The following is a 26523-nucleotide window of genomic DNA, read 5'->3' as shown; positions in this document are numbered from 1 at the left end:
TAAAATCTGATTTGATTAATCCATTTATGGAGAGATGTCATGCTTGATCTGAATGATCTGGCGATGTTCGTCCAGGTCGTCCGCGCCGGCAGCTTCTCCGAGGCGGCGCGGCGTCTGCAGATGCCGGCCAATACGCTGAGCCGACGCATCGATCAACTCGAAGGGCAACTCGGCACACGTCTGCTGCATCGCTCGACTCGTAAACTCGCGCCGAGCACGGAAGGTCAGGCGCTGTTCGAGCGCTATGCGCCGGCGCTTGATCAGATCCTCGAGATCGGGCGACTTCATGCAGATGAGCAGACACCATCCGGCTCGGTTCGCGTCACCGCGATGGCCGGCCTGTTCGAATTCTTCCGCATGGAATGGTTGGTCGAGTTCTACGCGCGCTATCCAAACATCAGCGTCGACTTCCTGCTCGACGATACGCCTACCGATCTGATCGCCGAGCGCATCGATCTGGCCTTGCGCATGGGCATCGAGAGCCGTAGTGGCCTTAAGGTACGTCGGCTGGCGCCGAGTGCAATGATCCTCGCGGCGAGTCCGGCCTATCTGGAACGGCGCGCTGCACCACGCACGCTGCGTGAACTGGCCGAACACGACTGTCTGACGATTTTCAATCGCCAGGGTCGCAGCACGTGGCGTCTGCAGGGTCCACGCGGTAGTCAGGAAGTGCCGGTCAACAGCCGGTTCGCGGTCAACGACATGCGGGTGCTGGCGCAGGCTTGTATAGCTGGACTGGGCATTGCGCTGCTGCCGCAGTTAATAGTTGAGCCAATCATCGCGCAGGGGAAACTGGTACGCGTGCTGCCGACCTATCGACGCGCCAGCAGCGGGCTCGGTCTGCAGCTCGTCTACACGAGCCGCCCACCGGTGCCGCCCGCAGTCGCGGTCTTCGCCGAATTTCTTTTGGAGAAACTGGACAAAGCGATGACAAACCCCTCACAGAACGCTGCCAGTCGATAAGTTCGTTACCTTACCCAGGGCGCGCGAAGCGTAAGAGTCGATTCACCGCCGAACAGATCATCGCGCGCTCATGTCAGCGATACGACGGTTCAAGCTTGTGCCGACCGATGGTAAGGACTTGAGGCAATTGATTGTTCTCCGAGTAGCCTTGGTGAGTTATGCACTTGAGCAATCGACGCCGGACTTGCATGATCAGCAGAAGCGCAGCTCGTCCGATGCATTAATAGCCCCTCGACTCACTTTGTTAGCGCCATATTTACTGACAAACCCGCGGAACACGAGCTAGACCATGCGAGCAACTGTCACGTACGTCCGCATAGGGGGCGAAAATACGCATCCACCTGCGGTGAGAGCTGACATTCGCGGCATCCGAGGTGCGAATGTCGGGAAAACAACCTAAAACTGCCTCACAAACGCCGATGCTCGAATGTCGGCAAAGGCCGATTATGCCAAGTTGCTGATTATGGAAAGTAGCCGAGCCGATTGCCGATCTGTGATTTGACCACCGACTCTTCGTAGGCCTCAGCCGTCATTCAAGTATCTTGGCTGGTGTGTCGGTTATCGGCTACCGATCGGTCGTTCGCCACTCAGGAACTGCAACGGTAGAACGGCGTTGCATCCACGCATGCGAAGCGTCAGAATGGACGTGCTCCACCTGTGAGTACAGGAGGTTGTATGCGCATCCTGGTGGTCGGGGCCACAGGGCTCCTCGGTAAAGAAATCGTCGGTTTGCTGTCGTCCGCTCACGACGTGATCGGCGCGAGCCGCAAAGGGTCGGCCATCGCCGTCGACATCTCGAGCAAGGAATCGATCGTCGCGATGTACAGGCAGGCGCAGCCGCTGGATGCGGTGGTGTGCGTCGCCGGCACTGCAAGATTTGCGCCGCTCGACACGCTCGCAGACGATGACTTCGCGTTCAGCCTGGCGAACAAGCTGATGGGCCAGGTGAATCTGGTTCGCTGCGGCGTATCGAGCATCAAACAGGGCGGCTCGATCACGTTGACGAGCGGTGTGCTCGCGCATCACCCGATCGCGGGCAGCGCAGCGGTGAGCATCGTCAATGCCGGCGTGGAAGCGTTCGCCCACGCGGCGGCGCTCGAACTGAAAGACAGGCTGCGCGTGAATGTCGTGAGTCCGGGCTGGGTGGCCGAAACGCTTGAGGCAATGGGGCGCAATCCGAACGACGGCGTGCGCGCGTCGGTCGTCGCGCATGCGTTTCGCAAGTGCGTGGAAGAAGACATCACCGGACAGGTCGTGTCGGCAACTCATTGACGCGCACCATGACAGATTGTCTCTTTGCTGCGCCCGATCTCATCGCGGATGCCCAAGCTCGATTCGACGCGCTGACGAATTACGAGGCGACGGTCCGGTCGACACCGTCCGCAAGCGTTCCGGTCGAAGTCCGCTATCGCTACAGCAAGCCGGGATTCATCAACTCGTAGAGAAGGCGAGGCTGAAATCCGCGAGGCGTGGCTACGGCCGTGGAGAATCGTCGCGCTGTGGCGATCACCGCCCGGTCAGCATCCGGAGGATTTTCTGTACGATACGCTCATGCTGCTCCAGCGCCTCATCGAGCGGGTTCTGGTGCAAACCGGCCTACGGATCGGTTAAAGTGGCGATTCAAGCAATCTGGTGGCCGGTGATGAGCAAGCGGAAAGGTCTGGAGGGGGTGTTCGACGGTCGGCATTTTGATCGTGAGATCATTGTTCTGTGTGTGCGCTGGTATCTTCGCTACAAGCTCAGTCTGCGCGATCTTGTCGAGATGATGGCCGAGCGGGGCTTGTCGCTGGCTCATACGACAATCATGCGCTGGGTGAAGCGCTTTACGCCGGAGTTCGTCAAGCGCTGGAACCGTTTCGCAACCCCTGCGAGACAGTCGTGGCGTGTTGACGAGACCTATTTGAAGATTCGTGGCAAATGGGCCTATCTTTACCGGGCGGTGGATCGGGCCGGCCAGACAGTGGACTTCATGCTCAGGGCGAAGCGCGATGTGACTGCGGCCAAAGCCTTTTTCAGCAAGGCCCTCAAGCAACAGGGCCAGCCACCGGAGACGATCACGCTCGATGGGTATGCTGCCTCGCACCGGGCCGTGCGTGAGATGAAGGGCGATGGCCTGCTGCGTGAGGACACGAAGGTCCGGAGCTCGAAGTACCTGAACAACCTGATCGAACAGGACCATCGAAACATCAAGTCGAGAACGAACGTGATGCTCGGCTTCAAACGCTCAGCAATGCCGCGATCACGATTTCAGGCATCGAGTTGATGCATCGCATTCGCAAGGGTCAGTTCGACCTCTGTGCTCTCGGGATCAAGGATACCGCAGCGCCCTCCATCTGGAATGCCGTCCTCTTCAATAAATAAGGCATCCTTATTTATTGAAGACATCTCCGCCCCACCGGCTATTTGCACCAGAGCCCCGAATACATGTTCGACGGTCCGCCTGCGCACGGTCATCGCATCAGGCGTCTTGTCCAGCCGACGTTGAACACCTTCCAACGGCACTGTCACGTTGCCGAGATGGTCGAGTAAGATCGCGTGATGAAAAATGCAAAATCGCTTTACCACGGTCATCGCTTTCCGGCGGCGGTCATCAGTTGCGCGGTGCGTTGGTATTTCAGGTTTCAGCTCAGCCTGCGTGATATCGAAGAACTGTTGTTCGAGCGCGGGGTTATCGTCAGTTACGAAACGGTCCGACGCTGGTGCGATAAGTTCGGTGCGTGCTTCGCACACCGTGTGAAAGCGACGCGTCGCAAGCCCGGCACCACATGGCACCTTGACGAAGTGTTTGTGACGTTGCGCGGCAAGCCTTACCTGTTGTGGCGCGCCGTCGATCAACACGGTGCTGAACTCGATATCCTGCTACAGAAGCGCCGCGACAAAGCTGCAGCGAAGCGGTTTTTCAAGCGCGTGCTTGCCTCGTGCGCTGAGGCACCGCGTAAGATCGTGACCGATCAACTGCGCAGCTATCCGGCGGCGAAAGCCGAGATTCCCGAATTGGTTCACGTCAAGCACGTCTTCGTTAAAGCCAGCGCGCGGGTCAATAACCGGGCCGAAAACAGTCATCAGCCGAAGCGCGAACGCGAGCGACGCATGCGTGGCTTCCGCGTTCCTGAACGCACGCAGGCTTTCCTATCGAGCCTCGGTCCGATCCGGCAGCACTTCGCGCTCAAGCGACACCTGCTACGCGCCTCGCTCTATCGCAAACAGCTCGCGGCACGCTTCGCCGCCTGGCATCGTTTCACTGAGATCACCCAAGGTCCGTCCGCTTTCTGAGCAAATGCGCGTCCTCTCCGCTAATGCGTCGCGAACGCTTCAACGTGACAGCGCCCTCCTGACTCACGCACAACAGGTATCGTAGCCGGTATTGAGGTGGGCGATGAACCGCTCACGCCGCAAGCCGGCAAGCACGCATCGCTGGCATGTTCGTGTTTGGTGGGAAAACGTTCCACGATCCGTCATCGTGTCGGAAGAAGACGATGGCCAGATATCCTTGGGGTCCAAATGTACCAACGCGCACGTAGCGCCTGCGATCCGATGGAGTGCGGCTGCATTCCATCACGCGCACTGTCATTGCCGAATCGGTCCAAAACCACTTTTCAACCAATACGCGCAGGGACCTCTCACCGGTATGCATGTCGTTCTCCTTCAACCAATTTCGTCTCTCGCTGCACGCCTCATCAGCGTGGTCATGCCATCGAAGGATCGGTCAGGCTCGCGGATTGGCTGGGGAGACCATTGCAGCTGGTCGCTGGCGAACCGGTAGAGACTCGCTGAAAAGTGCGACTGCTCTTCTGTCAGACAATCGGATTCAATGAGTTCTGGAAACTCGCCGAAGCGGGCCGATCCTGTCTCCTGTTTGCATAGTTCTGCGTTGCCGCAGGCCACCGGTCTGTGTTCCGTCAGGCGCCGCGATGTTCGTATATGAGCTCATCGCTCATTACTATCCTAGTTCGAGGGCTGCAATAATGCAACTATGTGTTGCATTATATGGGTGCGCTCGCTGGGAGAGATGGCTCATCCCGGCAGACGTTGAAGCGTCGTTGTTCGAGCGGGGCATCTGCCGGTGCCACGACACAATCGCACCTCGCCGCGAAACCGCAAAAGCGATATTCTTTCGTCAACTCCCCATATCGACTCGATATCGCGCCATGGAATTGCGTCACCTCCGGCATTTCGTCGCGGTCGCCGAGACCCAGCATTTTGGTCGCGCGGCAGCACGGCTTGGCATGGCCCAGCCGCCGCTCAGCCAGTCCATCATGCGTCTGGAGGAATCGCTCGGCATCAAATTGCTCGAGCGTACGCCACGCGGGGTCTCGCTGACCGCCGCTGGCGCGGCGTTGATGGCAGAGGCGAAGCCGCTGCTGGCCCAGGCGGATCTGGCCGAGCGAAGGGTACGTCAGGCGGCGGATGAACTGGCCAGCCTCAGTATCGCGTTCGTGCCGATGTGTGCGATGCGCATCATGCCGCTCGCCATGCACGCGCTTCACAAGCAGTGGCCCGGCGTCGATGTCCGTCTGCTCGAGCGGGGCAGCGCGCTGACCGCGGCCAGTGTGAAGAATGGGAGCATTGATCTTGGCGTCGTGGTTACCAGCGTCGCCCAGGTCGCGGAACTGGAAAGCGTCGTCATCGAACGTTTAGGCATGGTCGCCGCCGTGCCCGCGAACTGGCCGCTCGCACAGCAGACCCGAGTCAGCCTGACGGATCTCGCTGCGTATCCACTCATCATGTTTCCGCAGCAGATCTCCCAGCCCGTGTTCGCCGCGCTCGAGGCTGCCCGGCGCGATGCCGACGTGTCCCCCAAAATCACGCAGCAAGCCCGTCATCCTTACACGATGCTCAATCTCGTGGCGAATGAGCTCGGCGTTGGGCTGATGCTGGATTCGGCGAGGCATCTCCCAGTGCAGGGCGTGACCTTCGTCGATATCGAAGATCTATCGCCGACATTCAATACTGAAGTTTCTCTGATCTGGACCGATCGTCCGCATAAACCCTATCATCGCGCGATGCTCGATATCATTCGCGATCTGTCGGACACCGCGCAACCGTGAGCGGTTCGTCCGGACCGAACGAACCGCTGCCGATATACGGTTCTAGTCGCCACTGGGACCGTGCATAGCGCAAGCATCGGGTTGCGCCTTGTCCGCGCTGCATCGACTCGCGGGCTCCCTTCCTCCCCTGGGTCGCGTACAGGCGACATATCCCAGACCTGTGCATCCAGGCCGGGCCAACTCATGCCCGTCGTGCGCCCACCGGGATTTCCTCTGTATTGACAACATCGAATGAGGCGTTTACATTTGTGAATGACGTTCACAAAATAACCGTTCGCGTCGCGGGCAATAGGAGGAGCAGTGAATACATTGAATGTGGCGAGCCTGTTTAACTTGGACGGGCGAGTTGCGCTGGTGACCGGAGCAGGGTCTGGTATCGGGCGAGAAACGGCGCTGTTGCTGGCGTCGGCACGCGCGCTCGTCGTCGCGGCTGATCTGAATGAAGAAGGGGCTCAGCAAACGGTCGGGCAGATCGAAAAGGCATCGGGTAAGGCGATAGCGGTGGGCGTCGATATCGGTGACGAAGCGTCGATCGTTGCGATGTTCGAGACAGTGCACGCCAGACTCGGCCGGCTCGACGTGCTGGTGAACAACGCGGGAATCTATCCGAAGACGAGCTTCGTCGATACGTCTGCGGAGAAATGGGACCGGGTATTGCGGGTCAATCTGCGTGGAACGTTCCTGTGCATGCGCGAGGCTGTCAAGCGGATGCAGGCAGGCAAGGCTGGCGGTTCGATCATCAATATTTCTTCGGTCGCCTCTCTGCAGCCAGTGATTTTTGACAATGGCGATTACGGCGCGTCAAAGGCCGGAGTGAACAATCTGACGAAGGTCGCCGCGCTCGAATTCGCGGCGGACCGGATCCGTGTCAATGCCGTGCTTCCGGGCGGCGTTGCAACCGAAGGCGCCGCGGCATCGACGAAAGTGCATCAGGCACACGGGCCGATCACGCAGCCGGGGCGCATGCCCTTGGGCCGCATTGGCGTGGCCGCTGACATCGCAAGCGCCGTGCTGTTCTTCGCGTCTCCTGCTGCCGATTATGTCACCGGGCAGTTGCTCGCCGTCGACGGAGGGTTCCAGGTCTCCTGAAAGATGCCGGAGTAACCGGTCACGCCTGCCGCGATAGTCCGGGCGACGTTATTCGTGTGGTGAACAGCACGTGAAACCTTTGCATGGTGTCCGTTCGTCCCCGGAACCGGTAGTACGGCGCCGGGGATTTTTTATGTGCCGACGTGGTGCGAATATCGTTGCGCTGTCTCTGAGGGCGCGGCGTCCAGCATCGGCGTGAGACGCATCCCGGTCCGCGCCGGAGCAGGGGCTGAAGTGGTTTTTGCGCGCGTGGCGGCACGCAAACAGGTAGTGAAAACACCGATGCGAATAATTGAACGGATAGTTGCATATCAGAACGTCCTCGCCTACGATGAACGTCAAGAGGTGCCTCATGAGCATCCACCAGGCTCCGCCCGATTGGAGACAAACGATGTATCTCCTGTATAGCGATTTATGCGGCTCGCTCGCTGATTACTCGTTTGATTCTGAAGCCCAGCGTGTCGACGCGGGGCCACCATGCGAAGACCTTTGCAAGGCGAGTCCCACCACCGCAGTCGCTGCACCCTCGCGATTGACCTCGCTGATTCGCAAGGTCAGCGTGCTTCGCTTGCGAAGCAGGCAACTCAATGGCGGCACGTTGAGTCCAGCAGATACGTTCGGAGGAGAACACCCATGACTCGCCTTACACACAAATTTTCCAGTGACGAGCGGCGTGTGATGTTCCCGCTCCTACTCCTGTCTATCGTCGCGGCAGCCGTCTATCTGCTGATACGCGAATGGCGGATGGAGGAACTCGGCCGCTCGGCGATCTTCGACGTTGCCATGGCTTTCGTCGTGCTGGGCGGTGCGGCGTCCTTCGGTGTGATCAGTTGCCTGGTGCGACGCGGGCAGCGTGCTGAAGACAGCCAGAACGAGGGATATTGCTTTCTCGGTGCGCTGATCGGCGCAGCCGTATTCTTCATCGCGGTGCTCAGTTGAGCGCGGGACCATGACGCCGGAACTGGCGTAGAGACTGCCGGAGCTGCTGGACCGACAGGCGATTCTCGACTGCATTCAGCGCTACTGCCGCGGTGTCGACCGGATGGATCGGCAGTTGACGCTGTCGGCCTATCATCGCTGACGCGATCGACGAACACGGCACATTTGTTTGCATTCCATATGAATTTGTCGATTTGGCTTCCGGATACCATCGTGAGCACCAGTTGGCGCGGCATCCCATGGTGTTTAATCACGGCGTCGACCCGTCAGGTCGACATCGTCATTCAGGCGTTGGGTAGCGGCGCCGTCGTGCTATTGCCAATGATCGACAGAAATTCCCGGCGAGTCGACGGGTCTTCGCGAAACGCGCCGAGCATCCGGCTTGTCACCAGCGAGGTTCCGGGCTTGTGTACGCCACGCGTGCTCATGCATTGATGCGCAGCCTCCAGAATCACGCCGACGCCTTTGGGCTGCAATACCGTGTCTAGCGCATCAGCGATCTGCACGGTCATCTTTTCCTGAATCTGTAACCGCTTCGCGTACGTATCGACGAGCCTTGCCAGCTTTGAAATACCCACCACCCGATGGTCTGGCAAATACGCGACATGGGCGCGTCCAATGATCGGCACCATGTGATGCTCACAATAGCTTTCGAAACGGATGTTCTTCAACACGACCATCTCGTCGTAGCCATCGACCTCGGAGAACGTCGTGGCCAGGATCTCCATAGGGTCCGAAAGATAACCCGAAAAAAACTCCGTATAGGCACGCGCGACTCGCCCGGGCGTTTGCAGGAGTCCTTCCCGCAATGGATCGTCCCCAGCCCATCTGATGAGTGTTCGAATTGCTTCTTCCGCTTCTGCCTGCGATGGCCTGGCAGAGACTGGCGGGTTGCCGATGTCGTCTCGCTTGTTCACTAAGCCTCCCTGAATCCGTGCGTGACCTGACGTTTCCCGGCGCGAGCCATGCTCCGCAGAGCAACAGCCAAGTTGAATCGCCATGTCACGGCCGGTCGCGTCATGGCGAGTGTTGGTAGGGTGATGAAAAGTGTATATAATTGCACATCGTTCGTAAATAGAAACGTTTGGGCGTGTGTCTCCTCGGCAGATTTTCTGTGCCCGATAGCAGTAGGCGTGCGAGGAAGAGATCGCTTCACGGAGGCAAGAGCATGAAGACACGCATCACTGAGCTACTGGGAATTCGCTATCCGATTGTGCAGGGCGGCATGATGTGGGTGGGGCGTGCCGAACTGGCATCGGCGGTATCGAATGCCGGCGCGCTCGGCACCATCACCGCGCTGACACAGCCGACGCCCGACGCCTTACGCGCCGAGATCAGGCGCGTAAGGTCGATGACAGGCGAACCCTTTGCCGTCAACCTGACTATCCTGCCGACCATCAAGCCGGTTCCGTATGACGAGTATGTGCAAGCCATTGTCGAGAGCGGGGTCAAAATCGTCGAGACGGCGGGACGCAATCCTGAGCCCTATATGCCTGCTTTCAAGGCCGCCGGTATCAAGGTGATCCACAAGTGCACGTCAGTGCGTCATGCCTTGAAGGCGGAAGCGATTGGCTGCGACGCAGTCAGCGTCGACGGTTTCGAATGTGCGGGACACCCTGGCGAAGACGACGTGCCGAACCTTGTCTTACTGCCGGCTGCGGCGGCGCAGCTTCGCATTCCGATGCTCGCGTCGGGCGGCATTGCCGATGCGCGCGGGATGGTCGCGGCGCTCGCGCTCGGCGCGGACGGCATCAATATGGGCACGCGCTTCATGGCGACGCGCGAAGCCCCGATCCACGACAACGTCAAGCGCCAGTTGACGGAGCATGATGAACGCAAGACCGCGCTGATTTTCCGCTCGCTTAAGAATACGTCGCGCATTTTCCGTAACGCCGTGGCGGAACAGGTGCTCGAGCTGGAGAGCCAGCAGGGCACGACCTTCGCAGACTTGAAGCCGCTCGTGAGCGGCGAGCGCGGCAAGCGCGTCTACGAAACCGGCGACACCGACGATGGAACGTTTCCCGCGAGCCTGGCCATTGGCCTGATTCACGATATTCCGACCTGCGAGGAACTCGTGACCCGCATGGTTGCGCAGGCGCGCGATCTGATTCACTCGCGGCTTGCCGCGATGATGGACAAGGCTGGTAGCGAAACGGCGCGCGCAGCTTGAAGGGAGAGTTGAGTACAACTTTTGGTGACGAACAAGGAGCAGATCGTGTCAGAAAGTCGTGAGAAGGGACGTCAGGTGGTTCGTGAAATGTTGGGGGAGGAATTTCTGGGTGCAATGGATGCCGCCGCCGCATCCGGCGGCTTCGGTGCCGACGCGGCGTCGCTCGCCCTTGAAAATGCGTTTGGCGATGCATGGGCGCGGCCGGGCCTCGATCGCCGCTCGCGAAGCCTCGTCACGCTGGGCATGCTGATCGCACAACGTACGCCTTGGGAGTTCAGCAATCATGTCCGCATCGGACTTGCGAACGGTTTGACGGAGAAGGAACTGGAAGAGGTGGTCCTGCATGCCATTCCGTACGTCGGCTTTCCTGCAGTGAGCATCGCGCTTAAGGCTTGCAAGGATGTGCTGGGTGAACGGGTCGCGACTGTTCAGGAGTAGCGGGCATCAGGGGCGGCGCGACGAAGTTCGAAAATGGCGCATAGAGTAGTGAGCCCACGAGCAGGACAAGCTAACGACGGGATGACGGAGATGAATGCAGGACGACCTTCACACGACCCTTGGATGGACATGCCATTTCGACCGCTCCGCCTTGGCGCGACAAAGGCAACCATTGAACAGCGTCCTGACGGGAGCGTGGTCTACGAGCTGGAGGAAGCACTGGAGCCCTATCCGACACGTCTGACTGAGCGGTTGGTGCATTGGGCCGCGCTCGCACCTGAGCGGCCACTGCTTGCGCGACGCTCAGCCGCTGGCGCCAACTGGGAGTATTTGACGTACCGGCAGGCGCTCGACGGCGCACGGGCGCTGGGCGAGGCGTTGCTCGCCCGGGGTCTGTCGCCGAACAAGCCGCTGATGATCCTCTCGGATCGCGGTTTCGAACATGCGCTTCTCGCGCTGGCCGCGCTGCATGTCGGCGTGCCCTATGTCCCGGTTACGTCAGCGTATTCGTTGCTGTCCGAGGACTTCTCCAAGCTGAAACATCTCGCAGCGGTGTGCACGCCGGGCCTGGTGTTTGCGGACGATGGCGCGCTTTACGGCCGGGCGCTGCGCGAAGTGTTCGGCGAGGTCGAATGCCTGGTGAGCGGCACGCTGCCGGAAGGACGCGCCGCCTCACGCTTTTCCGACTGGCTTGCGACGCCCGTTACCGCTGCGGTCGATGAGGCGTTCGCCAACGTCGGCCCCGATACGGTGGGCAAGATCATGTTCACGTCCGGTACGACCGGAGCGCCGAAGGGCGTAATTTACTCGCAGCGTATGTTGTGCAGCAACCGGCAGCAGGTCGCACAGACCTTCGCCTTTCTTCAGGATGCACCACCCATGCTGGTCGACTGGCTTCCGTGGCATCACACCTTTGGCGGCACGCATAACTTCGGCATGGTGCTCTACGGCGGCGGGACGTACTACATGGATCCCGGCAAGCCCACTCCTGAGCAGATTGGTCCGACGGTTGAAGCATTGCGGGAAGTCGCGCCGGTCATCTACCTGAATACGCCTCAAGGGCTGGCGGCGCTGATTCCGCATCTGCGCGCCGACGATGCGTTGCGGCGGAACTTCTTCAGCAAGCTGGCGTTGATCTACTACGGCGGCGCCAGTCTCCCGGAATACATCTGGGCCGCGTTCGACGAGCTTGCTGTGGAGACGATCGGCCAGCGCGTGCTGATCATGTCAGGGCTGGGCGGCACCGAAGCTGGCCCGACGCCGATGTCGGCAGCGTGGGACCCGAGGCGGGAAGCGATTGCCGGGCTTCCGGTGCCCGGCGTCAAGGTCAAGGTGGTACCGGTGGGCGCGAAGCTGGAGATTCGCTATGCAGGCGATTGTGTGACGCCAGGGTACTGGAAGGATCCTGAGCGGACCCGCGCGTCGTTTGATGAGGAGGGCTATTTCTGTTCAGGCGACGCCGGCACGTTCATCGATCCGCAGCATCCGGAGAAGGGCCTGCGCTTCGACGGCCGCCTCGCCGAAAACTTCAAACTGTCCTCTGGCACCTGGGTGAACGTGGCCGAACTGCGTCTCGCTGCCTTGAACGTGTTGTCACCGTACGCGCGTGACGTCGTGATCGCCGGTCATGATCGCGATTTTCTCACTGCACTGGTGTTTCCTGATCTGGAAGCGTGCCGCGCATTGTGTGACGACCTGTCTGACCCAACGCTGGACGCGGAGCAGATCGTCATCAGCGCGGGCGTGCGTGCGCATTTCCAGAACGGGCTCGATACGCTGGCGACACGTTCAGGCGGCAGCTCGAGCCGGATCGTGCGGATCGCGCTCGAAAGCGAGCCACCGACGCTCGACAACGGTGAATTGAGCGCAAAGGGGGCCATCAGTCAGGCCAACGTCCTCACGCGGAGGCGCGACGTGGTGGCTGAGCTGTATGAGGCCGTCCCGACGCCGCGCACGCTGGTGGCGCGAAGCGCACGCTCTGCGAGCGCGGCTAGCCAGTCCTGACGAACTGAACCACAGGAAGCCACACGATGGATTTTCACGTCGATCCCGCGGACAAAGCCTTCCGCAAAGAGGTGCAGGATTTTCTGAAGGCGCATTTGCCTTCTGATCTCGCCTGGCGCGGCCAGCAAGGCTTTCTAGCGGGTGACGACGATGCGTTGCGCTGGACCCGTATCCTGTACGAAACGCGCGGCTGGTCCGTGCCGCACTGGCCGGCCGACGTCGGCGGTACGGAATGGACTGCCGCCCAACGCTATATCTTTGAGGAAGAGTGTTATCTGGCGGGCGCACCTGCGCAGAATCAGGCGGGTGTGTCGCTGGTCGGGCCGGTGATCTGCGAATTCGGTAACGAAGAGCAGAAGCGTCGTTTCCTGCCGCCGATCCAGCGTGGCGAGGTGTTTTGGACCCAGGGCTTTTCCGAGCCCGGCTCGGGTTCCGACCTTGCATCGCTGCGCACGACGGCCGTTCGCGACGGCGATCACTACGTCGTCAACGGTCAGAAAATCTGGACCAGCTTTGGCGGCTACGGTCAGTGGAACTTCGTGCTGGTCCGCACCGATTCAGAGGCCAAGCCGCAGAAGGGCATTTCCTTTCTGCTCCTCGATATGAAGTCAGCGGGCGTGACTGTCCGGCCGATTGCGACCCTCGACGGTTGCAACCACCTCGCCGAAGTGTTCTACGACAACGTGCGCGTGCCGGCGGAAAACCTGATCGGTGAAGAAAACAAGGGCTGGGGTTACACGAAGTTCCTGCTGTTCAATGAGCGCGCTTTCCTGGGCGCCGAAGCGCCGGCACTGAAGCGCTATCTGCGCAAGATTCGTCACTACGCGATGCGTGAGTGTGCAGGCGGCGCGCCCCTGATCGAAGATCTGACGTTCGCGGCGAGGCTCGCGCAATACGAACTCGAAGTGCTTGCCATCGACATGGCGGTGCAGAAAATCCTGCATCAGGGTCTGGACGAGCGTAGCGGCGGCATGGCCATCGGCTCGATGCTCAAGGTGCGTGGTTCCGAGTTGCATCAGAAGTTGACCGAGATGCTGCTTGAAGTGATCGGCGATTACGGCGCGGTGTTCTATGCCGATCCGAACGAAGAACACGCGCTGCGGGAGCAAACCTTCGTGGGACCGGATTACGCGCCGGGTCTTGCTGCTGAAGTGTTCTACCGGCGCGCCTGCACGATCTATGGCGGTACGGCCGAAATCCAGCGCAACATCATCGCTAAGGGGCTGTTCGGGCTGTGACGGCTGACTGGATGCACTAGCGCGGGTGACTTTATCGGCGCGACATTACTTCTCTGGCTGGCAGGAAAGGAAGCGGCATGAACTTTGATCTGAGCGGCGAACAGCAGATGTTGCAGGACAGCGTACAGCGCTTCGTGCAAAAGGACTATACGTTTGAGCATCGCCGCAAACTGGTGGCGCATGGAAACGGTTTTTCGCGCGACATGTGGCGCACATTTGGCGAGATGGGTTGGCTCGGCGTCGCGGTACCCGAAGCATTCGGTGGTCCTGGCTTTACGCAGGTGGAAAGCGCGCTCATCGCAGAGCAGCTTGGGCGTGCTCTGGTACTGGAGCCTTATGTCATGTGCGGCGTCTTCCCCGCAGCGCTGGTGACCCGTTGCGCGAGCGGCAAACAACGCGACGCGTTGCTGGCAGAGATTATCTCGGGCGAAACGGTGATTGCGGTCGCGCACAGCGAGCGTGAAGCGAGAGGCGTCGTGTCGCATGTGGCCGCGACAGCACGGCTCATGGCGGATGGTGCATGGCGTCTCGATGGCCACAAGACCCTGGTGGTCGGCGCGCCGGCGGCGGATCGCCTGATCGTCGTTGCACGTGTCGCTGGCGGCGTGCGCGATGATTCCGGCCTCGCGCTCTTCATCGTCGATTCGCGTGCGCCTGGTGTGACGCTCGAGCCGTATCGTTTGCTCGACGGCACACCTGCCGCCGATCTGCTCCTCGCCAACGTGAGCGTTGATGCAACAGCGGTATTGGGCACACCCGGTTCGGTGCTGGCGGGCCTGCAGGCAGCCGTCGACGAAGCCATCGTCGCGAGTTGTGCCGAGCTGGTAGGTGATATCGACGATACGGTCGACCTTACAGCGGAATACCTGAAGACGCGTAAGCAGTTCGGCGTTCCCATTGGCAGCTTTCAGGCACTGCAGCACCGGATTGCCGATATGGCAATCGATGCCATGCAGGCGAGGGCAACGTTGCATCGGGCGCTACGCGCGCTGACCGCGGATGGCGAAACGCGCAGTGTGGAGGTGTCGGGTTGCAAAGCCCAAACTATCCGGAGCGGGAAATTCGTCACCCAGCAGGGCATTCAACTGCACGGCGGTTATGGCATTACCGATGAGTACAAGGTCGGCCATCACTACCGGCGCATGCTGATCGTCGATGTCTTGTTCGGCAACATGGAGTATCACCTGAACCGATATGCCCGGCGGATTCAGGAGGAAGCACGCACCCTGGTTGCATAACCGCAAGGCTGAGGCGGTGTATGCCAATGTTTGACCGCCGTTGACGCCGGTCAAACACCACGCTGCACACGGGCTGCCTGTCGCGCAGGCGTTCGGTTCCGGATCGGCAAGGCATGAAGGCGGTGTCGCTGACCACCGCCCTCAATACGTCGAACAACCCTTACTTCACATATTTGCGAAACTCCGGCTTGCGCTTCTCACGGAACGCATTGCCGCCTTCCTTCGATTCGTCGGTGTCGTAGTAAAGCGCCAGCGCCTGCATCGCGAAAGCACCGATACCGCGGATGTTTTCGCTATCGATATTGAACGACCGCTTGGCAAGCGCGATGGCGGTCGGGCTCATCTGCAAGATCTCGTCACACCATTTCTTCGTTTCGGCATCGAGCTGGTCCGGCGGCACAGCCGCGTTGATCAAGCCCCATTCGAGCGCTTCTTTCGCGCTGTATTTGCGGCACAGATACCAGATCTCTCGCGCGCGCTTTTCGCCGATGATGCGTGCAAGGTACGCCGTGCCGAAGCCCGGGTCGACCGATCCGACCTTGGGGCCGACCTGGCCGAAAATCGCTGTGTCTGATGCGATAGCGAGGTCGCAGATCGTGACGAGCACATTGCCCCCACCGATCGCATAGCCGTTCACGCGTGCGATAACCGGTTTGGGAATGTCGCGAATAATGCTCTGCAGTTCTTCGATGGGCAGCCCGACCGTGCCGCGGCCGCCATAACCATCGCCGGACTGGTCGCCACCCGTGCAGAAGGCTTTTTCACCCGCGCCGGTCAACACGACGACGCCGATATCCTTGTTCCACCCCGCTTTGCCGAATGCCTTGATCAGTTCCTCGCAGGTATTGGCGTTGAACGCGTTGTAGACCTTCGGGCGGTTGAGGGTGATCGTCGCGACGCCGTCGGCTTCGCGATAGAGAATGTCCTGAAATTCCATGTGGATGGTCCGGTTGCGGGTTGAATAAGCGGAATGCGGCGTTCAGCCTGCCATCGTCAGACCGCCGGAGATGCTGATCACCTGACCGGTGATGAAAGCGGCATCGTCGCTGGAGAGGAAGGCGACCGTTCCGGCGATATCGCCCGGTTCGCCCATGCGCCCGAACGGCACGGCTTTCACCAGCGCGGCCTTGATGCGTTCGCCTTTTTCACCCTGCGCCAGGTTGTCGAGCAGCGCGGTGGCAGTGGGGCCGGGACATACGACGTTGATGGGAATCTGTTGCCTCGCCATTTCGCGCGCCATGGTCTTCGAAAAGGCGATGATGCCGCCCTTGCAGAACGAGTACACCGCCTCCATCGACGAGCCGACGCGGCCGGCATCCGACGAGATATTCACGACCTTCCCGCGGCCGCGTTCGGTCATGCGCTTGAGCACGGCGTGATGCATATTGAGCGGGCCGTACAGATTGATGGCGACCACCTTGTCCCAGAACGGCTTTTCAGTCTGGAGGAAAAAGGCGCCCATGTCCCAGCCCGCGTTGTTGACGAGCATCTCGATCGGACCGAGTTCTGCTTCGACATGCGCGACAGCCGCATTCACGCCTGCGTGGTCGGTGATGTCGACACGATACGCGCGAGCCTTGCCGCCGGCGGATTCGATCTCGGTCACCACCCGCCCGGCACTTTCGGTATTCAGGTCGAACAGCGCGACGATGGAGCCTTCTTCGCCAAAGCGTTTGCAGATGGCGGTGCCGATGCCGCCCGCACCACCCGTGACTACCACGACCTTGTTCTTCAGACCTTTCATTTTCGGATTCCTCGCAGGATGTAGCGGGGCGCTTCGGCGCCCGTCAAGCCTTGGTGATAGTTTCAGGAGTGGTTGTCGTTTCGACCGGCATGCGGCCACTCAGCTTTGCGGCCTCGCTTGGGGTATATCCGGCCTCAAGGAGGATTTCGATGCTGTGCTCGCCCAGGTTCGGCGGCAGGTAGCGCACATTGCCCGGCGACTCGGAGAAGTGCACAGGGATCGACGTCATGACCATGTCGCCTTCCGTCGGGTGCTCGTAGTGCTGGAAGAACCCCGTCGCCTTGATGTACTCGTCCTGCATCAGGTCGTTCAGCTCGCGCACCGGACCGTGCGGCACGTCGGCCGCCGCGAAGATGGCGTTCCACTCGGCCGTGGTGCGGGTCCGGATTGCGTCGCTGACGACGCGGTATAGCTCGTTGATATTGCGCATGCGGTCAGCCATGCGGCCAAAGCGGGGGTCTTCGAGCAGATGGGCTGCGTCGATCGCGCATAGCACACGCCGCCATTGATCGTTGTTGACCGCCAGCAGGCAGATATGGCCGTCCTTGGTCGCATAGGGCCGGCGGTGGGGCGAGAACATCCGCGTATAACCGAGGCCCTTGCCGTCGGCCGACCCCAGCGCGCCTTCCCACAGATGTTCGAACAGGTTGAACTGCAGCATCGTTTCGAACATCGGCACTTGCACGCACTGGCCGAGACCCGTGCGTTCGCGGTGGTACAGCGCCATGCTCACTGACGAGGCCAGCACATAGCCGCAGAACTTGTCGACGATCACGGTGGGGAAATAACGCGGCGAGCCATCCGCATCACGATTCATGGCGGCGATGCCGGTTTCGCCCTGGATGACATCGTCGAAAGCTGGGCGATCCTTGTAGGGGCCGTCCGGACGGTAGCCCGGTCCCGACGCATAAATGATGCGTGGATTGCGTGCCTTGACGCTTTCGTAATCGATCCCGAGACGCTTCGCCGCGCTGGGCCGCATGCTGTGAATGAAGACGTCCGCGGTCTCGGCGAGGCGCAGCAGTGCTTCTCGACACTCGGCCAGCTTCAGGTTCAGCGACACGCTCCGCTTGTTGCGGTTCATGATCGTGTAGAACACCGCCATATCGGGGTTGCGGCCAGGGCCGTTCTTGCGGTTCTGGTCGCCCTCCGGCGGCTCGATCTTGATGACGTCCGCGCCCATGTCACCCAGCAACTGCGTGGCGACGGGCCCCAGCACATTAATTGTCAGATCGATCACGCGCACACCGGTCAGCGGGCCAGTTGGCAGATCCAGAGGTTGCTGTGGCGTGTGCATGGTCAGGCCTTGTAATTTTTTCCCTTCACCAGCCGCAGGGGGGTATAGACCAAGACTTCCGAGCCGTCCTGCTTGAACACCCGGTTGCGCGTGCGCACCAGTCCCAGTCCTGGGCGCCCATTGCTGGCGCGGCATTCGATCACCTCGCATTCGGCATGAACCGTGTCGCCCACGAAGGTCGGACCCTTGATATCGAGTTCCATGTTCAGGAATGCAAAGCCCACGCCTTGCATCGTCGCCTGCGTGAGCAGTCCTTCGATAAACGTAAACACTAGTGCGCCCGGTGCAACCCGGCCTTTGATGGCGGATGTCTCTTTCAGAAATTCAGTGTTGGTGAACAGCACTTCGAGCATGCCCGTTACTGAAACGAAATTGACGACATCCGCTTCGGTCACCGTACGACCAACGGTCCTGAATCTGCGGCCGACGGGCAGATCTTCCCAATGAATCCCCAAGCCAACTGTTTCGATCTCTTCCATTTGCCTGTCCTCTTTCTCTCGTTGTCGCGCGCCGTTAGGGTCAGGACGCGTTGGTCAGTTTTTATTGACGCGTCCGAGGACGCTGTCCGCGACGATGTTTCGCTGGATCTGGTTGGTTCCCTCGATGATCTGAACCACCTTGGCGTCGCGGAAATAGCGGTTGATCGGGTATTCGTTCGAGATCCCCGCTGCACCGAACAACTGCACGGCGTCGGTGGCGACTTTCATCGCGACGTCGGAGGCGAACAGCTTCGCCATCGCCGCCATCGGGGCCAGCTCGCTCCCGGTCACGCCAGCGTCCACCAGAGATGCCGTGCGATAAACGAGCTGGCGCGCGGCTTCGGTCTGCGTGACCATGTCGGCTACCATCCAGCGCACGCCCTGGAAGTTGCTGATGGTTTGCCCGAACGCGACGCGGTCCTGAATGAAACGGATGGTGTGATCGATCGCACCCTGCGCGATGCCCACCGCGCGTGCCGCCACGATCGGACGGCTGGTGTTGAGCGCTTCCATCGCCACCTTGAAGCCTTGCCCGCCTTCGGGGCCGAGCCGGTTGTCGGCGCTGATAAGAGCGTCGTCGAAGAAGAGCGGGCAGGAAGCGACACCGCGCGCGCCCATCTTGTCTTCCTCGCGGCCGATCGTGAGGCCGGGTGTCTCGCGATCGACGATGAACAGGTTGATGCCGAGCGGCTTGCCCTCTTCATCGAGCGTTTTCGCCGCTACCAGCATGAAATCGGCGATGTGCGAATTGGTGCACCAGATCTTCGAGCCGTTCAGCACGTAGCCGTCCTGGTGGCGGCGTGCGGTGGTGCGGATGCCCGAGACGTCCGAGCCGCTCTGCGATTCGGTGATGGAAAGTGCGCCACGCAGTTCGCCTGACGCAAGCCCAGGCAGCAGGCGCGCCTTCTGCTCTTCGGTGCCGCCTTCCAGAATCGCGCCGAACGGCGTCCATTGAACGACCAGCAGATAACCCGTGTTGTAGCAAACCCGCCCGAATTCCTCGACAGCGATGCAGGCTGACATCACGCTGCCGGCGCCGCCGTACGCTTCGGGAAACGGCAGCGTGAAAAGGCCCAGTTCCTTGAGCAACGCATACATGTCGTGCGGATACTCGGCGCTGCGGTCGATTGCGTCCGCGCGCGGCGCGACCCGTTCCGTTGCGACGCGCCGTATCAGATCGCGGATCTGAATCTGATCGTCTGTCAGTTGATAAGTCACGTTGTAAGTCTCTTGCGAATGGTGCGAGGCCCGACACGTAAAAAGCTTTCGAAGGCGCGTATTGATGCAACGCGCGCTCAAGCCGTTTCCCGGATGCTAGTTGCTTGCTTCAACATACTGAACAATGTTCGATAAAGTAAACGATGACCTGGGGCTCGTCAAGCGCGATATCGAACGGGCAGGGGTTTGCCCGTAGTGCGTCGCGGGCGCGGTTCAGTTGTAGTGAGAGCCTTGTCAGGCGGCGCGCCAGGGCCGTTCGCCGAGATTGACATGACGGTTTCAGCGTGTTTAAAATGTGGAACATCGTTCGGGTATTTGATTTTTTGCGGTTGAAAACTGGTGTGACGGCTGGGTTCGGCATCAAGGCCCGTGGCGGAATTCATTGGAGGAGCGGGAAATGGAGTCTGTTTGTCCCGAAGTCGACTATCAGAGGTTTCTGGCCGAAGGCCGCTTGATGATCCAGCGCAGTCGCGGCAGCGGCCGTCACGTGTTCTATCCACGGGTGGCCGAGCCGGTCACGGGCGCGCTCGATCTCGAATGGATCGAAGCCTGCGGACGCGGCACGGTTTACTCGACCACGGTGGTGAGGCAGAAGGCACCCACGCCGAGTTACAACGTCGCGCTGATCGACCTCGACGAAGGGGTGCGGATGATCAGTTGCGTCGAAGGGGTCGAGCCGGATGCGGTGCGCATTGGCATGCCCGTTCAGGCAAAGATCGTATATAGGAACGACGCGCCGCTGCTCGTCTTCGAGCCAGCCTAAGGGCAGCTAACCGGCAGCATGCGCGCAAGGCAGCGGCTGCATCGACGAGAGACAGATCGCATGGAATTCAACTTACGTGGACGTACCGCGCTGGTGGCAGGCACGACATACGGAATCGGCGAGGCGCCGGGGATGTCGTCGCTGGATCTCGCGGCGCGGGCGTCGGTCGATGCGCTGGCACAAGTCGGGCTGTCGCCCGGCGATGTCGACGGCCTGTTCGTCTGCACGCCCGACGACATGTTGTCGGGCCTGACATTCGCTGAGTATCTCGGCATCCACCCCAGGTTCACCGACAACAACCGCAGCGGCGGCTCGGCATTCGAAATCTACGCGCACACGGCCGCTATGGCACTGGTCACCGGCCAGATCGACGTCGCGCTGATTGCTTATGGCAGCAATCAGCGCAGCGCGTCGGGCAAACTGGTGCAATCATCCCGCCCTTCGCCGTGGGAGAGCCCCTATAAGCCGATGAACCCTGTGTCGTCGTATGCGCTCGCCGCAGCCCGCCATATGCACCAGTACGGCACAACCCGCAGGGATCTTGCCGAGGTGGCGGTCGCAGCGCGCAAGTGGGCCCAACTCAACCCTGAAGCCTTCGTGCGTACCCCGTTGTCGGTCGACGATGCGCTAGGCGCGCGCCTCGTATCCGATCCGCTTTCCGTGCGCGACTGTTGCCTCGTAACCGATGGCGCGGCGGCGGTCGTGATGGTGCGCGCCGAACGGGCGCGCGACCTGACTGACAAGCCGGTGTATCTGCTGGGCGCAGCTTCAGCCACATCGCATCGCGAGATCGCGAACATGCCCGACCTGACCGTGACGGCGGCCAATGAATCAGGGCGACGCGCCTATGAGATGGCGGGCGTCAGCGCCAGCGAGATCGACGTCGCGATGCTGTACGACGCATTTACGATCAACACGATTCTCTTCCTCGAGGATCTTGGCTTTTGTCCGAAGGGCGAGGGCGGCCGTTTCGTCTCCGATGGTGGGATCGCGCCTGGCGGCCGTCTGGCGGTCAACACGAACGGCGGTGGCTTGTCATGCGTGCATCCAGGCATGTACGGCTTGTTTCTGATCGAAGAAGCGCTGCGGCAGCTGACAGGTCGTGCTGGAGAGCGCCAGGTGCCGGGCGCGCGGCTTGCCGTCGCGCATGGCAATGGCGGCGTATTGTCGAGTCAGGCTACCGTGATTCTCGGCACCGAAGAAACGTTGTGACCGGCGCCAGCGGGCCCGTGCCCTGCGCCATGGAGTCAGCAGCGCACCGACCCAGCAGTCCGGGTCAACAGGAGACAGACAGATGAGCGAACAGGTCACCGGCGACGCGACACAGATCGTGCAGGTCCAGCATGACGGTGCGATCGCAATCGTCACCCTGAACTACCTCGAACGGCGCAACGCGTTTTCGCTGAAAATGCGCGAGACGTTGTACGACCGTCTGCATTACCTGATGCACCACGATGAGGGGTGCCGGGCGATCGTGCTGACAGGTGCCGGCAACACGTTCTGCGCGGGCGGCGACATCTCGGAGATGAAGCCGCGCAAGGTGCTCGAATACCGTGAGCGCAACCAGCTGCCGCTCGAGATCTTCAAGCTGATGGTGTCAGGGCCGAAGGCCATCGTCGCGGCGGTCGAGGGTTTTGCGTTTGGCGCGGGCCTTTCGCTCGCCGCCGCATGCGACATGGTGGTCAGCTCATCAGCAGCGCGCTATTCGAGCGCGTTCGTCAAGGTCGGATTGATGCCGGATACAGGCCTTTACTGGTCTCTCGCGCAACGCATCGGCGGCGGACGGGCGCGCGAGCTGATGCTGAGCGCCCGCGAATTCAACGGCACGGAAGCCTTGCAGATCGGCTTCGCCAATCAGGTCGCCGAGCCCGGGCAGACGCTTGGTGCGGCGCTGGACGTCGCCCGCCTGTATGCCGCGCTGCCGGCGGTGGCCACGGCGCATCTCAAGGCGGCGCTGGCGACCGGTATCCGCACGCTCGACGAAGCGATCGAAACCGAGGTCAATCTGCAGCCCATCCTGCGCCGTAGCCGTGAACATCGCGAGGCCGTCAGCGCCTTCATGGAAAAGCGCAAACCGGTATTCGTGGCCGACTAGGGGACGCACATCATGAGCGAAAAGCATCCGGATAAGAGCAACGCGTCCGCGTCGATCGAAGTGACCCGGGATGGCTCGGTGGCGATTGTCACGCTGAACAATCCCGGCCGCCGCAATGCGATGGGGCGGCAGATGCGTCAGTCGCTGCGCGACACGATGCACTGCCTGCTGACGGCCGATCCCGACTCGCGCGCGATCGTGCTCACCGGTGCGGGCGAGCATTTCTGCGCCGGCGCCGATATCTCTGAAATGACGCAGCGGACCATCATGCAAAGCCGCGAGATTCTGGCCGAATCGTGCGTCGTGGTGCGCGACATGCTGGCGGGCGCGAAGCCGGTCGTGGCCGCCGTCGAAGGCGTGGCGTTTGGCGCGGGCCTGTCGCTGGCGGTGGCCACCGATTACGTGGTGGCGGCCTCGAATGCGCGCTTTTGCGCGGCTTTTCTGCGGATCGGGCTGATTCCCGACACCGGCATTCTGTGGACGCTCCCCGAAAAAATCGGCATGGCGCGTGCCAGAGAGATGCTGTCGCTCGCGGCGGAGATCGATGGCGTCAGGGCCGGTGAGATGGGTCTCGCGAACGAGGTCGTCGAGCCGGGCGCGGCACTCGCTGCCGCGGTCGAAGTGGCCCGCGGCCTAGCCGCTCATCCGCCGCTTGGCGTGGCGCTGCTCAAGGCGGCGCTGACCGACGGCGCCACCACGATGGATGCGGCGTTGCGTGCCGAGGTCGACTATCAGCCAGTGCTGCGCCAGTCCAAAGACCACCAGGACGCATGCCAGGCGTTTTTCGACAAGAGCACGCCGGTCTTTACCGGTCAATGAAGCTTGCGGAGGCTCCTATGAGTATCGAGCTAAATGAAGCACTGGGCGGCGCAAGCGGCGCGGGCGACCAGCCGGGCACGGACGATCTGAAAGACATCGTGCAGGTGCGCCACGAGGGCGATGTGGCGGTCGTCACAATGAACTATCCGCAACGCCGCAATGCGTTCTCGATGAAGATGCGCGTTGCGCTGATCGACGTCTTCCAGCACCTCATGCATGAAGACGCCGCGACGCGCGCGATCGTACTGACCGGCGCGGGCGGCCATTTCTGCGCAGGCGGCGACCTGTCCGAAATGCAGGCTCTCACGCCTACGCTGCTTGAACTGCGCGAACGCATTGCCGTGGGCGTGCGTCTGTTCCGATTGATCTACACCGGCACCAAGCCGGTCGTCGCTGCGGTCGAGGGCACCTGCTTCGGCGCCGGGCTATCACTGGCTGCCGCGTGCGATCTCGCCGTGAGCAGCAATGAGGCTAAATATTGCTGCGCCTTCGCCATGGTGGGCTTGCTGCCTGACACCGGGCTGCTTTGGACGTTGCCGCAGAAGGTCGGCGGTGGCAAGGCGCGCGAATTGATGTTGAAAGCGCAGGTGATCGATGCGGCGACGGCGTTGCGCATCGGCCTGGTCAACCAGACCACCGAGGCGGGCGGCGCGCTCGACGCGGCAATCCAGCAGGCTGCGCGCTTCGCCAGCTATCCGCCCGTTACGCTGGCGCTGTTGAAGGCGAGCCTCGTCAACGCAGGCAACTCGATCGAAGACGCGTGGCGGCTGGAAGTCGATTTGAACCCGTTGACGCGTCAGACTGGCGACCACACAGAAGCTGTGGCCGCGTTCATGGAGAAGCGCAACCCCGTTTTTACCGGCACCTGAGCGGCACCTGAGCGTCCCGGCGGGTGCGCCGTTTCGCCTTTGCGTTCGTTGTGTCGCCCCTTGTTTCCGGCCACTGGATTTTACGGAAGTACACCGACCATGTTCACACCCGATCTGCTCAAGAACAAAAAGATTCTGATCACCGGCGGCGGCACCGGTCTCGGTAAGAGTATTGGCCGGCGCTATCTCGAACTCGGCGCGGAGCTGGTGATTTGCGGGCGCCGCAAGGAAGTGCTCGAGGCCACCGCCGACGAATTTCGCGCCGCTATCAGCGGTGCGCAGGTCACGACGATCACCGCCGACGTGCGCAGCGCCGAGTCGGTCGAAGCGATGATGGACACCATCTGGCAGTCCAGCCCGCTTGATCTGCTGCTCAACAACGCCGCCGCCAACTTCATCGCGCGTACCGAAACGCTCTCGGCGCGCGCGGTGGATGCGGTGCTCGACATCGTGCTGCACGGCAGTTTTTATTGCACGATCGCGGCGGGCAAGCGCTGGATCGAGGCCGGCCGCAAAGGCAACGTGATCAGCACGGTTTCCACACCGACCATAACGGGTTCGGCTTTCACTGCCCCGTCGGCGGCGGCCAAGGCCGGCGTGCTCGCGATGACGCGCAGTCTCGCGGTCGAATGGGGGCCGAAGGGGATACGCCTGAACGCCGTGGCGCCGGGTCTCTTTCCGACCGAAGGGGCTTGGGAACAACTCTATCCACCGGGCTCACAGGTCGAACCGCAGGATCGCAGCGTACCGTTGCGGCGCTTCGGCGAGCATGCCGAACTGGCCGATCTGTACGCGTACCTGGCCTCGGATGGCTCCGGCTACATCACCGGCGACATGATCGTGATCGACGGCGGCCGGTGGATGCAGGGCGTAGGCGGCCCCACCTTCCGCGCCATGCAGGACTGGAGCGACGAACAGTGGGACGCCATGCGTGCTCACGCGAGGAAGAGCTGAGTATGGGGCCGCTCGCAGGCGTCAAGATCATCGAACTGGCCGGCATCGGACCGGGCCCGATGTGCGCAATGCTGCTCGCGGATCTCGGCGCGACGGTGCTGCGCATCGACCGGCGGCAACCGGTCAAGCTGGGTATCGAGCGTCCTTTGCGTTACAACCTGCTGCTGCGCAATCGCAAGACGATTGCGCTCGATCTGAAGGATCCGGCCGCGATCGAACTCGTACTGACGCTGGTGGAAAATGCCGACGCCTTGATCGAAGGCTTTCGCCCTGGCGTGACCGAGCGTCTGGGACTCGGGCCGCAAGTGTGTCTTAAGCGCAATCCGAAGCTGGTCTACGGGCGCATTACCGGCTGGGGGCAGGAGGGGCCGCTTGCGCAGTATGCGGGTCACGATCTGAACTACATCGCCATCACGGGTGTGCTGAACGCGATCGGCCGCTTCGACCAGCCGCCCTCGATTCCGCTGAATCTGATTGGCGACTACGCGGGCGGTTCGCTGTATCTGGCGATGGGCCTGCTGGCCGCCATTCTTCATGCCCGCGATGGCGGCAGGGGTCAGGTAGTGGATGCGGCGATCGTCGACGGCACGGCGAATCTCGCCACGACCTTTTTCGGCATGCAGGCGGCGGGTATCTGGCGCGACCAGCGCGGCACCAATATCACCGATTCAGGCTCGCATTTCTACGATGTCTACGAATGCGCCGACGGCAAGTGGATAACGGTGGGTCCGATCGAAGACAAGTTCTATCTGCAACTGCTGGGTTTGCTCGAGATCGCGCCGGACACGCTGGGCGCCCAGCTCGATCAGCACAACTGGCCGGCCGCGCGCGCCTTGTTCGCGCTGAAGTTCAAGACTCGCAGCCGCGCCCAGTGGACCACCCTGCTCGAGCATTCCGATGCGTGTTTCGCGCCGGTCCTGTCGTGGTGCGAAGCGCCTGAGCATCCGCATCTGAAAGCGCGCGGAACGTTTATTGAAGTGGATGGAATCGTGCAGCCGGCGCCCGCGCCGCGTTTTTCGGCGACTGTGCCCGCGCCGCCGACGCCGCCGGAAGCACCTGATCCGGCGGCGCTGGATGCCGCGCTGTCGGTCTGGCTCGACGCGCACGCCATCAACGAACTGAAGCAAGCGGGGACGTTGGCCTGAGAGACCGATGAGC

The 26523-nt window shown here is 61.4% G+C and carries 26 protein-coding genes; 20 read left to right on the top strand and 6 right to left on the bottom strand.

Annotated elements, in window-relative coordinates:
• The first annotated feature begins 39 nt into the window (after positions 1-39).
• The 8 genes from AC07WT_RS14340 (at position 40) to AC07WT_RS14305 (ending at position 8039) form a co-directional block, all read left to right on the top strand.
• Complete coding sequence (locus AC07WT_RS14340) at positions 40-963, top strand: LysR family transcriptional regulator (RefSeq protein WP_494947540.1); 924 nt, start codon at positions 40-42, stop codon at positions 961-963.
• 675 nt (positions 964-1638) lie between these two features.
• A complete protein-coding gene (locus tag AC07WT_RS14335) occupies positions 1639-2235 on the top strand; it encodes a short chain dehydrogenase (RefSeq protein ID WP_494947539.1) in 597 nt (198 codons plus the stop codon).
• An 8-nt stretch (positions 2236-2243) separates the two neighbouring features.
• Positions 2244-2405 (top strand): hypothetical protein, encoded by a 162-nt coding sequence (locus tag AC07WT_RS14330; protein ID WP_494947538.1) that lies wholly within the window; start codon positions 2244-2246, stop codon positions 2403-2405.
• Between the two features lie 200 nt (positions 2406-2605).
• Positions 2606-3324 (top strand): IS6 family transposase gene (locus AC07WT_RS14325; RefSeq protein WP_494948433.1). Its coding sequence is split into 2 segments (ribosomal slippage): positions 2606-3185 and positions 3185-3324, totalling 720 coding nucleotides; the frame shifts between segments, so codons are not numbered across the junction.
• A gap of 177 nt (positions 3325-3501) precedes the next feature.
• Positions 3502-4236: an IS6 family transposase gene (locus AC07WT_RS14320; RefSeq protein WP_492592747.1), complete on the top strand. Its 735-nt coding sequence runs from the start codon at positions 3502-3504 to the stop codon at positions 4234-4236.
• Positions 4237-5111: 875 nt separating this feature from the next.
• A complete protein-coding gene (locus tag AC07WT_RS14315) occupies positions 5112-6011 on the top strand; it encodes a LysR family transcriptional regulator (protein WP_492592839.1) in 900 nt (299 codons plus the stop codon).
• Positions 6012-6311: 300 nt separating this feature from the next.
• Entirely contained in the window at positions 6312-7100 is a 789-nt protein-coding gene (locus tag AC07WT_RS14310; protein ID WP_492592748.1) for an SDR family NAD(P)-dependent oxidoreductase, read from the top strand.
• 633 nt (positions 7101-7733) lie between these two features.
• Positions 7734-8039 (top strand): hypothetical protein, encoded by a 306-nt coding sequence (locus AC07WT_RS14305; RefSeq protein WP_492592749.1) that lies wholly within the window; start codon positions 7734-7736, stop codon positions 8037-8039.
• Positions 8040-8323: 284 nt separating this feature from the next.
• Here the strand turns inward: AC07WT_RS14305 and folE are convergent, their stop codons facing one another.
• Entirely contained in the window at positions 8324-8956 is a 633-nt protein-coding gene (gene folE / locus AC07WT_RS14300) for a GTP cyclohydrolase I FolE (RefSeq protein ID WP_492592840.1), read from the bottom strand.
• A gap of 251 nt (positions 8957-9207) precedes the next feature.
• Between folE and AC07WT_RS14295 the strand changes: the two genes are divergently transcribed.
• The 5 genes from AC07WT_RS14295 to AC07WT_RS14275 all read left to right on the top strand — a co-directional run bounded on the left by AC07WT_RS14295 (position 9208) and on the right by AC07WT_RS14275 (position 15127).
• Complete coding sequence (locus AC07WT_RS14295; RefSeq protein ID WP_492592750.1) at positions 9208-10209, top strand: NAD(P)H-dependent flavin oxidoreductase; 1002 nt, start codon at positions 9208-9210, stop codon at positions 10207-10209.
• Between the two features lie 24 nt (positions 10210-10233).
• Entirely contained in the window at positions 10234-10647 is a 414-nt protein-coding gene (locus tag AC07WT_RS14290) for a carboxymuconolactone decarboxylase family protein (RefSeq protein WP_492592841.1), read from the top strand.
• Positions 10648-10680: 33 nt separating this feature from the next.
• Positions 10681-12651, top strand: coding sequence for an AMP-binding protein (locus AC07WT_RS14285; protein ID WP_494947537.1), 1971 nt, complete (start codon positions 10681-10683; stop codon positions 12649-12651).
• A gap of 26 nt (positions 12652-12677) precedes the next feature.
• Complete coding sequence (locus AC07WT_RS14280; RefSeq protein WP_494947536.1) at positions 12678-13889, top strand: acyl-CoA dehydrogenase family protein; 1212 nt, start codon at positions 12678-12680, stop codon at positions 13887-13889.
• 77 nt (positions 13890-13966) lie between these two features.
• Entirely contained in the window at positions 13967-15127 is a 1161-nt protein-coding gene (locus tag AC07WT_RS14275) for an acyl-CoA dehydrogenase family protein (RefSeq protein WP_492592753.1), read from the top strand.
• A 160-nt stretch (positions 15128-15287) separates the two neighbouring features.
• Here AC07WT_RS14275 and AC07WT_RS14270 read toward each other — a convergent pair whose 3' ends face one another.
• Genes AC07WT_RS14270 through AC07WT_RS14250 form a run of 5 tightly spaced genes read right to left on the bottom strand, consistent with a single transcriptional unit; the run spans position 15288 to position 19865 of the window.
• A complete protein-coding gene (locus AC07WT_RS14270; protein ID WP_492592754.1) occupies positions 15288-16064 on the bottom strand; it encodes an enoyl-CoA hydratase-related protein in 777 nt (258 codons plus the stop codon).
• Between the two features lie 42 nt (positions 16065-16106).
• Positions 16107-16871: an SDR family oxidoreductase gene (locus AC07WT_RS14265; RefSeq protein WP_492592755.1), complete on the bottom strand. Its 765-nt coding sequence runs from the start codon at positions 16869-16871 to the stop codon at positions 16107-16109.
• 43 nt (positions 16872-16914) lie between these two features.
• Positions 16915-18117 (bottom strand): CaiB/BaiF CoA transferase family protein, encoded by a 1203-nt coding sequence (locus tag AC07WT_RS14260; RefSeq protein WP_494947535.1) that lies wholly within the window; start codon positions 18115-18117, stop codon positions 16915-16917.
• 53 nt (positions 18118-18170) lie between these two features.
• Positions 18171-18647, bottom strand: a complete 477-nt coding sequence (locus tag AC07WT_RS14255; RefSeq protein WP_492592756.1) for a MaoC family dehydratase — start codon at positions 18645-18647, stop codon at positions 18171-18173.
• Between the two features lie 54 nt (positions 18648-18701).
• On the bottom strand, positions 18702-19865 hold the full coding sequence (locus AC07WT_RS14250; protein ID WP_494947534.1) for an acyl-CoA dehydrogenase family protein: 1164 nt from the start codon (positions 19863-19865) through the stop codon (positions 18702-18704).
• Between the two features lie 397 nt (positions 19866-20262).
• On the opposite strand from AC07WT_RS14250, the gene AC07WT_RS14245 reads away from it, so the two are divergent.
• From AC07WT_RS14245 to AC07WT_RS14215, 7 genes are all read left to right on the top strand, one after another.
• Positions 20263-20628, top strand: coding sequence for a Zn-ribbon domain-containing OB-fold protein (locus AC07WT_RS14245; RefSeq protein WP_492592758.1), 366 nt, complete (start codon positions 20263-20265; stop codon positions 20626-20628).
• A 60-nt stretch (positions 20629-20688) separates the two neighbouring features.
• Entirely contained in the window at positions 20689-21840 is a 1152-nt protein-coding gene (locus AC07WT_RS14240) for a thiolase family protein (RefSeq protein ID WP_494947533.1), read from the top strand.
• 82 nt (positions 21841-21922) lie between these two features.
• Positions 21923-22723, top strand: coding sequence for an enoyl-CoA hydratase/isomerase family protein (locus AC07WT_RS14235; protein WP_492592760.1), 801 nt, complete (start codon positions 21923-21925; stop codon positions 22721-22723).
• 12 nt (positions 22724-22735) lie between these two features.
• Positions 22736-23542, top strand: coding sequence for an enoyl-CoA hydratase/isomerase family protein (locus AC07WT_RS14230; RefSeq protein ID WP_494947532.1), 807 nt, complete (start codon positions 22736-22738; stop codon positions 23540-23542).
• 17 nt (positions 23543-23559) lie between these two features.
• Complete coding sequence (locus AC07WT_RS14225) at positions 23560-24411, top strand: enoyl-CoA hydratase/isomerase family protein (RefSeq protein WP_172160937.1); 852 nt, start codon at positions 23560-23562, stop codon at positions 24409-24411.
• Between the two features lie 99 nt (positions 24412-24510).
• A complete protein-coding gene (locus tag AC07WT_RS14220) occupies positions 24511-25365 on the top strand; it encodes an SDR family oxidoreductase (RefSeq protein WP_172160939.1) in 855 nt (284 codons plus the stop codon).
• 2 nt (positions 25366-25367) lie between these two features.
• The gene (locus tag AC07WT_RS14215; protein ID WP_172160941.1) at positions 25368-26510 is read left to right on the top strand and encodes a CaiB/BaiF CoA transferase family protein; all 1143 of its coding nucleotides are present in this window, start codon (positions 25368-25370) and stop codon (positions 26508-26510) included.
• Positions 26511-26523: the final 13 nt, after the last annotated feature.

The sequence above is a fragment of the Paraburkholderia sp. GW821-FHT02A12 genome (assembly GCF_059422005.1).
Note: the sequence above shows the minus strand (reverse complement) of the source record. Positions and strands in the feature narration are given on the sequence as shown.